This is a genomic window from Geobacter sp. FeAm09 (assembly GCF_008330225.1).
In the GTDB taxonomy this organism is placed as follows: Bacteria; Desulfobacterota; Desulfuromonadia; order Geobacterales; family Pseudopelobacteraceae; genus Oryzomonas.
Window position 1 is genome coordinate 2,690,199 of sequence record NZ_CP042466.1, and the last position, 14,108, is coordinate 2,704,306.

Here is a 14,108-nt window from a genome sequence, read left to right on the forward strand (position 1 = left end):
CTCCCGTCGGCATGGCGTACTTCCCGGGACACGCCCCCTGTCCTCCGCAAAAAAAAACGATGCCGAGAACAGACCTGTTCTTGGCATCGTCATATTTTACCGGGAAACTGCGGCCGCTCAGGGGCAGCAGAGCATCTTCCGCTGTTTTCGCAGGTTACGGCGAGGAGGGGTTAGCGGGGCTTTGCCTGGGGCGCGGCGTCCTTGGTCTGGGCATCCTTGCCGCCGCCGTTCTGGGCTCCGGCCTCGGCAGCCTTGGCCATGGCTTCCCGGGAAATGGTCACGGAATCGCTCTTCGCCTTCTGCGTGCTCCTCTGGGCGACGGTTCCGACGACCGCCGCCGTGGCGGTGTTGTTCGCCTGGGCCAGCGGATTAAGGTTGGCCGGGGTACCCACGACGACGGCGGGTGAGAGTTGAGCCAGTGGCATTGGTGCCTCCATTTGATCGATATAGTAGTATCATCGGCAATGCAGGTTATAATTCAAGGGCCACCTTCCGGCGGGGTGACCCGAAACCGGCCGTCCCGCGCTCTGCCGTTATTTCAGCAGGATAAGATACCGGAACGGGTATCGGAATCGATTCAGATTGATCTTGATACCCATTTTGCGATCTGTCAATTTTTAAATATGACAAACAACGTGCACGGCACATATGGACGCCAGCCACCATCTAGGGCTTGAGTTTTGGATAAAATTGGGATAAGGTACGCACTCATTTTTGGAGAAGTGGCCGAGTGGTCGAAGGCGCTTGACTCGAAATCAAGTGTACCCTCCGGGTACCTAGGGTTCGAATCCCTACTTCTCCGCCAGTAATTTCAGGCGGTTACGCCTAACAAACCCCTTTCTTTCACCAGACTTTCACCAAGAAGGTTTTGGTAGAAAGAAAGGGGTTTTCTCTTGGCCTCGATGTAGTCTTTCCCGAAGTAATTCACGATTTCCCAGTAGTCACCCTCCAGACCGTCCAGATAGTTTCCGTAGACCTCATAAACCATCTGTTTGCTGCCGTGCCCCATCAGCTTTACCAATCGCAGCGGCTCAATCCCCACCAGCAGGCTCCAGGCGGCAAAGCTGTGCCGGATGCTGTATGGCGGACGGTACGGGATTCCGCACTTTACGACCGTCTTTCTCCAGCAACGCTCGACAAAAGGCTCTCTCCGGTAGGGGGTGCCATTGGGTTGTGCGAACACATAGGGGCTGTTGGTGCGGACCAGCACTTCATCAAGGATGCCCCTGATGCGTTGCGTAATCGGCAGTTTGCGGATCCGGTAGCGAGTCTTGAGTGTCGGGCTCTCGATATCGCGAACAATGGATTGCTGCACCATAATGTGATCGGCTCGGATGTGACTGCGCAGCAACCCCGAAATCTCCGAATGGATCATGCCGGTCAGCATCATAAATTCGATCATAGGCCGGTGCCATTCGGGCAGGGCCGCCACTATATGCAGCCATTCATCGAAAAGGAAGATGTCCCGGACCTGCGGCGGGGTCTTGGGCATGTGCCGGTTGATGTTGCGGAAGGGATCGGGAATGTCCCAATGGTATTCGTCAGTGGCATCGTTGAAGAGTGCCCTGACCACCGTGACGATGTTGGAGGCACGGGCACGGGACAACGGCATGCCCTTGTTCTTGCCGATTTTGCACTTGAACGTGGCAATGAACTTCTGCATTTCAAGCCGAGTCAGTTCGTAAAAGGTCTTCTCGGCAAAATACGGCTTGACCCAGCATTTGAGAATCACCCGATAATCAAACCGCTTAGTATGGGAGTCATACAGTTCCACGACCTCCCGGTCCCACTTTTCGATATAGTCCCCAATGATAATGTCTTTGGGGGAAGGTGAATAATTCCACCCTTCCAGCCTGGCAAAGTACGCTTTCTCTTCATCAGACGCACCAGGGAAGGCATCGGCAAAAACCAGCTTCCCTGCGTCCCTCTTTTCAATGACCCGGTCAAGCCACTTCCTCACCTGCTCGCTATTCGCAGGGGTGTCGTCAACACCGGTGGTCTTCTCCACGCGCCTGTTGAAATAATAGAAAAGGATATACAGCTTGCTGGAACCCTTCTTCCGAATGATGGCTCCTTTTTTCTTCTCCTCATTGTCAAAGAGCATGAGGTGGTCACTCTGAATCACGGTCACTCCGATCCGTTACCCAGCTTCTTCCCACCATCAACAGTCTGCAATGAAAATAGCACATAACATGTGACCTCAGTAGTCCCAATTCAGCGGACCGCTGCTTTTTTTCTGTCGGGGAGCAGATTCCAACTCACGCGTGGCATGCCCAGGCGCTTGACTGAGGGATTCCAGCAACTCCTTTGTCCAGAGGATACGTAGCACCCGCCCGATTTTAAAGTAGTGCTTACCCTGGCAGAGGATGTTTTTCTGTATCCAGACAAAGACGGTGGCGCGGGACACCTGGAGGCGCTGTGAGAACTGCTCCACCGTAAGCATTTCCGGCATTGGCGGTTGGGGAGGCGACCCTGCCCCACTCATTAACAACCCTACGGATTTTGGTTGAACTTGGCTGTAGTCCGTGAGGAGTGGAAGTGAATTGCTGGTCATATAGGTGCAATGCCTCCTTCCGTTTTTATGTGGTCTTGGATTAGGGACCAGGGATGGTCATGATTCGGTGACTGTTCGATAACCATAGATTTTATTCTCCGTGTGAATTCTTCGATTGAAATCATCTCAAAAGTGAGACGTAATCCTCTGCTCAAAAAAAATTTGGTTCCTATTATGTATATCAATTGGGTGTCCATTTTCGGTTTTAGGCTTACCCATTCTCACAGGCCAGAAACACAAAAGCCCCCGCCATCCAGGCTGACTGGATGATGGGGGCTTTTTGACGGCATTACAAATCCGAAGGTCCAAGGTGTTTACTTGCTAAGCGCGGTCAAGCCCTGTGCCGTCCCGTCAGACGATCTATTTTGGTATATAATGTCCCGGGCTGCGGGCCTCACCATGCCCCGCCTCCTTCATGATGTCGGCGTTGGAGACACCTTCGCTTTTCATGGTTTGGAACCGCTCATGTCTCTGTGCGTGCATATTGGCATTGTTCTCTTTGGTGCCGCCTAACTTTCGCCAAAGAGTCCGCTGCGCGTCAACGGCCCCCTTGAGCGACATTTCAGGCGGCATTATCCTGCCGGTACCCGACCCTAAGGCACTGCTGACCTCTGCAGCCAGCTGGACAGCTCTGAGTTGTGCTTCCGTGCGCACTTCGAGATCTCGCGGTCGTCCGCATTTTGCACCTTCGACCTGTAGGTAGAGTTTGCCTTCACGCTCGACCACTTTGAACGTCTTGAGGGACTCTTTGGCCCGCAAACCAAATGCATCCCGGAGTTCAGCCGCAGCATGACACATCTTTGCGATCCGGTCACCAGCAACAGCTTTCTCGGCCAGTTCAGACCTGATTTTCCCTATTAACTCCGTGTTTGCTTGTATTGGATTCATTCGAGTTCGTTTTATGCTATAAGCAGCATTTGTCCTTTCAACGATGTTTACTTTACCGATTGCTTTTGCAATCGTACGTAGTGCTGTCAGCCTGTTTGCGATCGTTCCGGCCGAAAGATTTCGAGCCTGCATATCGCGGACATAGGCCTCGATATGCTTTGTCTTCAAATTCTGGATATCATTCATCCCAAATTTGGACTCCATAAATTTGGAAAACTGCTTTGCATGCTGCAGTAATGCCTCCCGTGTCAGACTTGCCTTTGACCAATTCTTTCCAATTAATCCTAACACCTGTGATACTAAAGATTTTCCCATTTTCTTTCTCCTTTCCGGCCCCTCGTGTGGGCCAAGCTGGTTGAGTGTAGGCACCGCATCAGCATTGCACTGATGTTCCTTACTGCTTCCATGCCGTAGCATTGGGGCAGATGGGAGTCATGCGATTGGTCTGCAGGGCATACCCGGCAGTGCCGAATCGGCACGCATGATGGTAGTCGGCATGACGAATCGTTGCCGCACGAGTGGAGTTGGTAATGGGGGATGGGATTGAGTAGGGAATAGAGATGTGAAGCAAAGGCTACGGACGCGCCCTTTGGGTACAATTCGTTTTTGCCCTAACTGGGCAAAAACGGATGGCATCACGGGCGCGTCACTTTGCATAATCGGCATAACTACCTGCCGATTATGGACTTTTAGTCGCGTCACTTGCATTTGATTTTTTGCTGCGCAAAAAAATTGCAAGTGACGCGACAGACCTAAATGCTGCAAATGCTGCCATTGGCAGAGCAACATATGTCTGGGGGTGATCGACCATGATGGCCGGTGTGCGTAAATGAAAACAGGGTGTGCGCATGTGCTTACTCACTTCGTCACGCAAGCACATTGTCTCCAAACAAAAGTGATTGACGTAAATACATAACTTCCAAGCTGATTCATGCTTCCTGCTAAATTTTTAGCAAATTGTGGATCGGCATAGTGACCCGACCCATTTTTCGACATTATCGGCGTCGAGGTTGACCCACCTGTTATTTATAACTCATTGGTTATTTACTTTAATGAGTGGGTCAATTTGAACGCCGGTGCCGGGTCAACTTTCAAAGCCGATCCACAGACAGGCGAACACCAAAAGCAGTGTGAACGCATTGCGTTCACTGCTCGATGTTCATCTACGCTAAGATTTGGGGAGTTGGATCGGCTTGATCCGGTGAGTTGATGGGGTCCCATGCTGCGCATCGAGCCATAGGTCGATGCATTATCATGGGCATATGAAATGAAAACAGGGAGTATGCCGCAGCATGTCTCCCTGAATAAAGTATTGCCTCAATTTACCCTATGTCGGATGCTGGACGCACCTCTAGCAGGGGTATTGCAATAATTACGCGCCTGGCGGCGGTTCAGATCACGGGCCGTATCCCGTGAACGACACCTCATGACTCATGGTCATTAAGGTTACCTACCGCGTCCTGCTCCCTAAAGAAGGGAACGGTCGTCACTGTAGGCGGAAAGGTTATTTTCATTATCGACGGATTCAGGAAAAAATCAAGTATTATTTTCAGAATAGTACAATTAAATCAGCAACATAAGTGTACAATGTCAACTATAATCGTTTGTGCTCATGGCTTTGTGGACAATCAATTTATTTGAGCCGCCAGCAGAAGCTCCTGAAAAATTTTTCTTCAACTCCCTAAAATTGATCATCCTTCCAGAAAAGTTTTAACAATTCTATAAATCCGGCGCTGATCGGCCTCATTCAGCTGTCTCACCATCTCTTCGATACTTTGAATTCGTTCATTTTCTGCCATGTGGTGGTCGAAATCAAACAGGCTGGGCAGCGGGACCTGCAAGGCCTCAGCAATCAGCATCAAGCGGTCGAGGGAAGGGTAGCTTTTCCCGAGCTCGATGAGGCTAACATGTTTTTGTTCAATATCCAAAAGGTCCGCAAGCTGCCCCTGAGTCATCCCACGTGCTTTGCGTAACTCTCGAATCCTGGTTCCAAATAAAATGGTGACATTTTCCATTATCATCCTCCGCTACTTACTTATCCAGTGAACGGAGGAAATATGAATGCCAAAATTAGGGTAAAACTATTGACAATACCAATTTTTAAGGGTATTGTGCTTTTAGTAAAAAAACTACGAATAGTTAGCGCCATTTTTCTGAGAAATTCATTTGCTACTGCATTTAGAGATTGGCAAGAGGGCAGAGTATGACAACTAAATTGTTTATCGCTTTTCTTATAAGCCTTTTTATGTTCACCGCGTTCGGCAACGGTGCCTGGGTATTGATGGTTATCGGTGCGCTGATCTACGGCCTTAAAAAGCTTCTTGGCCAACCATGCATTCTACCAAAATGTAACAATCTTGACATTGAGCCAATGATTTCGATGGAGGAATCAATAAAAGATGAGATCATCGCCGATGATTACACCATGAACACCATCAACACGAGAACAAAATCATTATATGGTGGTCTCTACTACGATCAACATTGAGTAGCACTCTCTTCCCATAAGTTTGGAGTGGTTAAGATGGCAAGTCCTTGGGAGCAAGACAAAAGGTATGATTGAGAATTAAATCAATTAAATAGAGTAAGCGCAGTAGCAAGGGTGTTTATGTCAAACAGGAAAATCGGAGTACCACTTTTCGAGGTAAAAACATGGGACCATCAAAGTTGGCAAAGTTTTTCGGATACCTCATCATTTGGCTTTTTGCGCTGGTGCTTATCAGTGGACTTTTTGGCGCTGCTGGTCTTGCCCTGGTTATCCTTGGCACAGTGATCATAGGCCCTATTGCTCTGATCAGGGCACTCAACGCCAAGCCATACCCCAAGTATGAATTTGAGAACCCCGTCCAGATTATTGAAAAAAAATCTGAGCCAATGATGACAACCAATGAAGACTCCACCTGGGGGGCTTACGATTCAAGAGTAAGCCAAAGGCTGTTCTACGAAGACTTATAAGCACATTGAAAGAGGCAACAGGAGCAATTGGAGAATTCAATGAAAAAAAGCATATTTGCATGCATCGCCCTGGCAACAATGGCAACTACAGACTGCGCAACCGGCTCAAGAGATACCATCCCTGCGATGGTCATCAACAACGAATCGTTCGCTACCATCCCGGTGTCCACTCCGATTCTGTTCATTGACAACAAAAAAGTGAACCTGCCGCAGGAGTATAAGGACCACTGGCCGCCAGACATCCCAGGGGTAAAAATTGCCTCTGAGATACCTTACACCTACAGCGGGTTCGAGAGCCACCGCCCCGAATATGATTTCGTCACCTACCCAGCCCTTCAAGTCGCTCAGGTGAAGGACTCTGGCGCTGTATTTGCGGTCAGGGAATCATTCTTCACAGTGCAGTCTACGTCAGGTATAGGTGCTGTCGGCGATACCGTCCTCGTTGGTGGGGTCATAACGGCAGCTCAGTTTGTCCCTGGCGTTGGCAGCGTAGTAACCAGCATGCTCCAAGGCATGGGAACGACAAACTCCGCTTCGGTCACAAACAGCTCGTTCGACATTAAGCATGCGCTTTACGACGTTCTGTACCCAAATGGTAAGAAAGCTGTTTATCATTGCGGGAACGTTGAAGTGTTTGACTGTCGTGCGCGATTGATCGAAGCATTGAAGAACCGTCATTGATAAAAGGTACATACCAGGCTCTAAGAACGGGGCCTGTAAAATTCTCACGATAACTCAAGCCGGATTATGAATCATCACATGAAACAAACTTCTTCTCTGCCCATAATAATGATTGCCTCCCCTACAACAACAAGTTCTGGTGGACCGGCCACACTTCTTCATTGTTCGTTGCCTTCCCAAACTCTCCCACGCTAACCTTGGCAAGCGATATAACCTGCCTGTCTCCCGATCTAAAAAATATCTGTATCAAAATGACACAACCAGAGAAATTCAGCGGTGTGTTTTTGCAATTTTATGTGAGATTACGGAGGGATGTGCAGAACAACCAATAAGTGTTAATTTTATTAACACATTGAATTTACATTGATTAATTGTGACTTCGTGATGTAGAAGAGGAGGAGAGCGTGTTGGCAGAGTTTTTTCGTGTAGTTAGAGGTCAGGCAAAAGAGGTATTATGAACAATTCTTGCGACCCTGCGGAGGCACCTGGCACAATGTGCGACCACATGAATGTGCACGAATCTAGTGAAGAAGATCCCCTAAAAAAGGACGAGCGTGTTCGCTCCAATTTTGTCCGGGAGTTGGTACAACGCCCCAATGAATCGGCCCGGCCGCCCGCGGCGCTCCTAGCCACACCTCCAAGGCGCATAGTGCAGTTCTGGGACGATCTTGGCCGATTGCCCCGGGACGTTAGGGAGTGCATGGAGTCGTGGAAAAAACTCGAGCAGTCCGGATTCGAGCTTCAAGTTTTCGACGAGAACTCTGCGAGGGAATTTATTCGGATTCACTTGGGCTCGCGATATGAGAGCGCATTTGACAAGTGCTATCACCCTTCAATGAAATCAGACTACTTCCGTTACTCCTACATCTTCGTGGAGGGGGGCTTCTATGTTGACGCTGACGACGTCTATCACGGAACGACAATCGATCACCTCTTCACAGATGGGCGGTTGAAACTTCAACCGTTCTGCTACGACATTGCGACAGATCAGATGGTTCCGCCTTCAGTTTTCGTCAATCCGGGGGCAAACGAATTGAGCTGGATTTTCTACTTCAACACCACCCCATTGATTGCAGTTCGTAATCATCCTATTATAGAGCGTGCGCTACTGAACGCTACGACATCCCTTGAGCAAGAATCTAAAGACAAATTGCCCGAAGTCCAGGCAACCACCGGTCCCGGCAACCTCACCAGATCCGTATTCGAAGTGGTCACTGATGAAAGTTGCCCAAAGGAAGTGCTGTTCGTTGTACACGACTGGGAGGAAACTTCCACCAGTAAGTGGCCACTCAGTTACCGGAGTGATAAGCGAAACTGGAGGCTTTCGAATCAGCAAGCGTATCAGGCCTCACTGCAAGCGGAGGAGTGATGAACTTGGCGCGCCCTCCACTAGCAGCTGTCGGTCACGTCTTCCGATTCTGGCTGACTCTTCGGAGGCTCCTGCCGAGGTGGAAGTGCCAAACATTCGGTGCCCAAGGTGCGGAGAAATGCGCTAGGATTGAGAAGATTTATGTCATCAACCTCGATCGTGAACCGGGACGCTGGTCCAAGATGGAGCAAGAGCTCAGGCACACATTGGACTCGTCGGGGGCTGAACTCTTGAGCCTGACTGAGCGGTATGTCGCTGTCGATGCCAATGATTTCTCGCAGGAGCCACCCAAGGATGCCGACATTGACCCATTTTATACGCTTGGAGACCAGCTTTTTGTAGAACCCCAACCGTTAGTTCTTCCCACGCGTCTCGAACTAAATACTCCGATTCGAATGAGTCGAGCTGAGATTGCAGTCGCTCGATCACACATCAATGTTTGGAAGCAGGTTGCGGCGAGTAATCATGAGTACGTACTTATCCTTGAAGACGACGCATGGTTTCATTTCGGATTTGCAAGATATCTGGATCAGGCGTGGGACGAAGTCATGGGCGAATATGATAAGAAGGGCAGATTCGACATTCTTTATGTGTCGTATCTCGAAGTGAAGCACGGTGCGCCAAAAACCTTTCTTTCAAGTAACGTATTCCGCCCAGTGCGCGGGCTCTGGCATCTGTCCGGATATGTTCTTTCCCGCGAGGGTGCTGCGAAACTCCTTCGCCTACTTCCTTGTCGTGGCCCCATTGACCTCTGGATAAATCACCAGTTCGAAGTGCTGGATGTACGCGCGACTAAACGGCCTCTTATTAGCCAAAGACGCGACGCTAGATCTACCAACTCATATTCAATTCTTCCCACTCTCACGAAAATTGGCGCAATCACTAGTGAAGGAGCATCCCTATTTAACATCCGCCCAACTGAGCAACCAGTGTTTGCTTTTGGGCCTGAAGGCTCCGGCCATTCATCGCTTGCAATGGCTTTGTCCATGCTAGGATACAGATGTTGTAGTGATCTCCAGGCATTACCAGCTCCTGAACTAGAAAGGCTTCTTGATGGAAGAGGTGATCGGGTTTTTGACGCATATGTAAACATAGGATCTTTGAACGCAAGCGTCAGGGACCTCCGGAGTCGCTACCCGAAGGCAAAGTTTATTCTTACCTCAGCCAAGGGCATCACTACAGATGGCACTTTCCTCAGTGTTGAGAAGGACCTCAATGGTGCCGACATCGCTGTGCTTCATTCAGAGGAACCGAATAGATGGCAAGTCGTTTGCGAACACCTCAGATGTGCGCCGCCCTCCTGCTCCTACCCTGCGCTGAAAGACCGTGGTCAAAGACCAATTCTCGACGGGACCATTGAAGCGGACCAAGTCCTAAAAAGCAAAAGCCCTAGGCGTGATAAGTCGCCATGGGTCGTTGAGCCCCGTAAGTGGTGGCAAGGAATTAGCTCTATCCCGATAGATGGGCAGGCGGACACTGGAACGTTCGTTAGAATCACCGACTGTTTGGAATGTCTCGACACGAGACGCTGGCATCTAAGAAGCGATACTTTCACGGACAATTTGGCGTTATTTCGCCCCGCAAACGTTAAGTTCAATTCTGGTATTGGGGCTGCGCTTTCCGTTAAAAGAGAGCCCCTAGGCGTTCGAGACTATACCGCCGCTTCGTTATGCAGTCGGGACCAATACTTGTTCGGAAAATTCGAAGCGACCATCCAAGCATCAAATGTGCCCGGGGTGGTCACCGGATTCTTTCTCCACCGTAACTCGCCACGACAGGAAATAGATATCGAGATCGCGGGGAATCGACCAGACCGCCTTTTGGTCAATGTTTTCTATAACCCAGGTGGCGAAGGAGCAAACTTTGACTATGGCTATAGAGGTGCTCCAAGCTATATTGAACTCGGGTTTGACGCATCCAAAGCAAGCCACCGCTTCGCAATTGAATGGAGCCCGTGCGAGATCCGTTGGTTAGTTGACGACAATCTGGTCCATAGGCGCGTAATCTGGGATCCAACACCAATCCCGCACCTTCCAATGACGCTCCATATCAACAGTTGGCTATCTCGTTCTACCAAACTTGCCGGGAGAATCAACAACCGACGGCTCCCAGCAACCACAATAGTAGGATCGATCGCTCTGGAGGCGAATTCCGTTATTTCCTCAGCCGGGTCTGATGACCTACGCCGGTCAAGTTAGGCTGGGTAGTTTTAACTCGAGGCGGTTAGCACAATGAAAATTCTATCATTCAATCCGGGCCACGATGGTGCATTCGCTTATCTTGATGATGGACATTTAGTAGCCTCAATTGAGGCAGAGAAACACTCCCGTTATCGACACTCACCACTGTCCGTTCCGGACGTGTTCAGCGTTCTCGGTGAACTCAAAGAAGTTCCCGACGTGCTTTGTAGAGGTGGCTGGTGGCCTAGCGGCACGCATCTGCCTGAGCAGCAATTTTTTGCTGGATACCATGGCTTCAGCAACAGCGACATTATAGTTGGTCAAAAACGCCTATTGGGGAAGACGGTGGAATACTTCTCATCTTCTCACGAACGTTCCCATCTTCTCTGTGCCTTCGGCATGTCGAATCTGCCCAAGGGTACCCCGTGCTATGCATTAGTTTGGGAAGGAGTAATCGGCTCATTCTACAAAATCGATTCTAAGTTGAACCTGACAAAACTCGCCGATGTCATGCCTGAACCTGGACATCGTTATGCCCTGCTCTACGGCTTGGCTGACCCAACCTTTGACAAAAATGCTGCAGAATTCTCCCGATTTTCTGACGCGGGAAAACTCATGGCTTTGGCGTCATTTTCGAAGAGAAGCAAGCCTTCGGATGAAGAGGAGAAAATAATTGCATTTCTCATGCAAGATTGCCTGCACCTCAAGCCGAGTGCGTGTGAGGAGCTAAGGCATTTCCGACACTACAACGTAGGGCTAGATGATCCGGAGTTTCGCAACTTCGCAGGCATTGTCAGCGACAGAATATTCGATCGTTTTTATCAGTTTGCCAAGTCGAACATGAAGAGAGGCATGCCGTTGCTCATTGCGGGAGGGTGCGGCCTAAATTGCGACTGGAACACCAAGTGGAGAGAGACTAATCTCTTTTCCGAGGTGTTCGTGCCGCCTGTTGCCAACGACTCAGGCTCAGCCATCGGCACGGCGATTGACGCGCAGTTCCATTTTACAGGGAACCCTAAAATAGATTGGAATGTCTACTCTGGTCTTGAGTTCATAGCAACCGACTCCTTCGATTTGAGTTTATATGATCAGTACGATACGAACTACGCAATGATTGCCGACATGTTGGCTAAAAACCTGATCATTGGATGGGTGAATGGAAAATACGAAATCGGGCCACGCGCGCTGGGAAATCGTTCGATACTTGCTTCACCATTCCAAGAGAGCACTAGGGTGCGGCTGAATGAGATTAAGAAGCGCGAACAATTTCGTCCGATTGCGCCCGCTTGCCTCGAAGAAGATGCTGTAAAATGGTTTGGTTGCGATCACGCGAGCCCATTTATGCTTTATACACAGCTCGTTGGAACGGATGCGCTACCTGCGGTTACCCACGTAAATGGGACAGCTCGCATTCAAACGGTAACCTCTGAGACTAATAGACATTTGCATAAGCTGCTTATCGCATTCAAAGCACGTACCGGATACGGCGTCTTGTGCAATACCTCCCTGAATTTCAACGGGAGAGGATTCATAAACAACATAGCTGACCTTTCGACCTATGCCGTAGAGCACAATTTGGATGGCTTTGTTGTTGAAGGGCGAAGCTATATTTTGAAGTCATCGACAAACTATCAGACGTACTTGATGATGCCAAACTCTATAGCTGGCCGGACGGGGGGGTAACGGACCGACGTTCGACAATTAGAGACGAAACATGAGCGCGATGGAGCTAGTCTGATCTATTCATCAACCAGGAATGGCCACAGATGAAGGAGGCCGAGCGAAAACAAATGAGGATGGTTTGCAGAAGCGCCGGATACAAGATAACCAGTAAAGATATGCTCGGTAAGCTTATTTATGAGGCAATAGGGGGGTTAAGGATGAGTTTCGAATACCGTTTCCTGTTCCATAAAAACAAAACAGATTCAAATAGTTATAGTCAAAAGCCATGAACTCTCCCCGTAGCTCTCTCTATGGATGATTTCTGGCTTTTGCCTTTTGTGGCTTGGACGTGGTTGCTCATACCGCCACCATCCTGTAGGTTTCTCCCTCGCCACATCCAGCCATGTGCGGGAAGGCGATGACCTTCTGCTGTTTCGATCTCAGAAAATCAACGCCGAAGTAGTTGAAGATGTTTTCCGCATCACACTCCAGCCCCTCGACGTAATTCCCATAGACCTCATACACCATCTGTTTGCTGGCATGACCCATCAAGCTGACCAGCCGGTTCGGGTCCATTCTGAGCGTCAGCGACCATGCGGCGAACGTATGCCGGGTCGTGTATGGCCTTTTGTATTCCAGCCCGGCCGCCTTGAAGGCCTTCTCCCAGACGGTCTTTTTGAAACTGCCATAGCTGAACTTCCGGCCGCCCTTCATCGTGAACACATACTCGCTGTTGAACTGTGCCATCACTTCTTCGAGCCGTTCCCGGAGAGCCCGGGTTATCGGCTGCTTCCGCTTCCGGTAGCCGTTCTTCAGCTTCTTCTTCTCCACAGTCAGGACAATGGCATTCTGAATGTTGATGTGATTGGCCCCAACGTCGCTCTTCCTGAGTCCGGCCAGTTCCGAGCCGATCATCCCGGTCATGACCATGATATCGACCAGTGGCTTGTAGTACGGGTCAACCTGTTCCATGATCGCCTGCCATTCATCGAAACGAAAAACCACCGGAGCCTCTTTCTCGACGTCCGGCAACTTCTTGTGGATGGTCTCAAAGGGGCTTCTCATATTCCAGCGATACTGGTCGCAGGCGTCGTTCCAGACCGCCCTGAGCGGGATGAGGATGTTTCTGATGCGGGAGGCCGACAACTGCCGCTCCTTGTTTTTCCCTTCTTCCCATTTGAGGCCGGCAACGTACTTCTGTAATTCAATGCCGGTCAACTCGTAAAAGGTCATCTTTTTGAAATAGGGAAGAAGACGGTAATTGATGATCTGCGTAAAATCATTGCGCTTGGTATGGGAATCATACGTCGGCAGAATGGTCTCCAGCCAGACTTTCAGATAATCACCGATAAGGACCCGGTTCGGTTCCGGGTTGAACTCGCGCCCCTCAAGCTTGGCGAAGAAGGTCTTTTCCTGAACCGAAGCCCCCGGGAACGCTTCCGCGAACTTGAACGTACCCGCTTCTATCTTGTCAAAGACCCGGTTGAGAAATTCCTGCACCCGTCCCCGATTGACCGGCGTGTCATCCAGGCCGGTGCTTTTGGCAATCCGATGACCGTAGTAATAAAAATCGGCGTAGAGCTTCTTAGAGTGCTTGAACTTCTTGATGCTGCCTGCCTGCTGCTTCTGCTCATCAATAGTGATGAGCGCCATGCTTGCTTTCATGAATTGTTCTCCTCTGGCTATCCCTCCCCTCGCTGTGACGTTAGTCCGTAGCAGGAGGATAGCCCAACTGTTTTCAATAATCCAGGTTGATGTGCAGCCCTTTTGCCTGTGAGACCGCTGGCTGCTCCGGTATGATGGCCAGATCCTCGGGGCA

At 49.9% G+C, this 14,108-nt stretch carries 12 protein-coding genes and 1 tRNA gene; 7 read left to right on the plus strand and 6 right to left on the minus strand.

Annotated elements, in window-relative coordinates; all coding sequences use genetic code 11:
- Positions 1–170: 170 nt before the first annotated feature.
- Entirely contained in the window at positions 171–425 is a 255-nt protein-coding gene (locus tag FO488_RS12590; RefSeq protein WP_149210877.1) for a hypothetical protein, read from the minus strand.
- A 291-nt stretch (positions 426–716) separates the two neighbouring features.
- Between FO488_RS12590 and FO488_RS12595 the strand changes: the two genes are divergently transcribed.
- Positions 717–805: transfer RNA gene (locus FO488_RS12595), tRNA-Ser, on the plus strand.
- Between the two features lie 6 nt (positions 806–811).
- On the opposite strand, the gene FO488_RS12600 is transcribed toward FO488_RS12595, so the two are convergent.
- From FO488_RS12600 to FO488_RS12615, 4 genes are all read right to left on the minus strand, one after another.
- Positions 812–2,125: a tyrosine-type recombinase/integrase gene (locus tag FO488_RS12600; protein WP_149210878.1), complete on the minus strand. Its 1,314-nt coding sequence runs from the start codon at positions 2,123–2,125 to the stop codon at positions 812–814.
- 75 nt (positions 2,126–2,200) lie between these two features.
- A complete protein-coding gene (locus tag FO488_RS12605; RefSeq protein ID WP_149210879.1) occupies positions 2,201–2,452 on the minus strand; it encodes a helix-turn-helix domain-containing protein in 252 nt (83 codons plus the stop codon).
- 462 nt (positions 2,453–2,914) lie between these two features.
- The gene (locus FO488_RS12610) at positions 2,915–3,757 is read right to left on the minus strand and encodes a phage integrase N-terminal domain-containing protein (RefSeq protein WP_168206022.1); all 843 of its coding nucleotides are present in this window, start codon (positions 3,755–3,757) and stop codon (positions 2,915–2,917) included.
- Between the two features lie 1,376 nt (positions 3,758–5,133).
- Positions 5,134–5,457 (minus strand): helix-turn-helix domain-containing protein, encoded by a 324-nt coding sequence (locus FO488_RS12615; RefSeq protein ID WP_168206023.1) that lies wholly within the window; start codon positions 5,455–5,457, stop codon positions 5,134–5,136.
- Positions 5,458–5,687: 230 nt separating this feature from the next.
- Here FO488_RS12615 and FO488_RS12620 point away from each other — a divergent pair, with 230 nt between their 5' ends.
- From FO488_RS12620 to FO488_RS12645, 6 genes are all read left to right on the plus strand, one after another.
- Positions 5,688–5,930, plus strand: coding sequence for a hypothetical protein (locus tag FO488_RS12620; protein WP_205743270.1), 243 nt, complete (start codon positions 5,688–5,690; stop codon positions 5,928–5,930).
- Between the two features lie 164 nt (positions 5,931–6,094).
- Positions 6,095–6,397: a hypothetical protein gene (locus FO488_RS12625; protein ID WP_149210883.1), complete on the plus strand. Its 303-nt coding sequence runs from the start codon at positions 6,095–6,097 to the stop codon at positions 6,395–6,397.
- Between the two features lie 39 nt (positions 6,398–6,436).
- Entirely contained in the window at positions 6,437–7,078 is a 642-nt protein-coding gene (locus FO488_RS12630) for a hypothetical protein (protein ID WP_149210884.1), read from the plus strand.
- A 505-nt stretch (positions 7,079–7,583) separates the two neighbouring features.
- Positions 7,584–8,447: a glycosyltransferase family 32 protein gene (locus tag FO488_RS12635; RefSeq protein WP_255516521.1), complete on the plus strand. Its 864-nt coding sequence runs from the start codon at positions 7,584–7,586 to the stop codon at positions 8,445–8,447.
- On the plus strand, positions 8,447–10,645 hold the full coding sequence (locus FO488_RS12640) for a family 16 glycosylhydrolase (RefSeq protein WP_149210885.1): 2,199 nt from the start codon (positions 8,447–8,449) through the stop codon (positions 10,643–10,645). Before FO488_RS12635 ends, FO488_RS12640 begins: the two co-directional genes overlap by 1 nt.
- Positions 10,646–10,678: 33 nt before the next feature.
- Positions 10,679–12,310 (plus strand): carbamoyltransferase C-terminal domain-containing protein, encoded by a 1,632-nt coding sequence (locus tag FO488_RS12645; protein WP_149210886.1) that lies wholly within the window; start codon positions 10,679–10,681, stop codon positions 12,308–12,310.
- Positions 12,311–12,646: 336 nt separating this feature from the next.
- On the opposite strand, the gene FO488_RS12650 is transcribed toward FO488_RS12645, so the two are convergent.
- Positions 12,647–13,954 (minus strand): tyrosine-type recombinase/integrase, encoded by a 1,308-nt coding sequence (locus FO488_RS12650; RefSeq protein ID WP_149210887.1) that lies wholly within the window; start codon positions 13,952–13,954, stop codon positions 12,647–12,649.
- Positions 13,955–14,108: the final 154 nt, after the last annotated feature.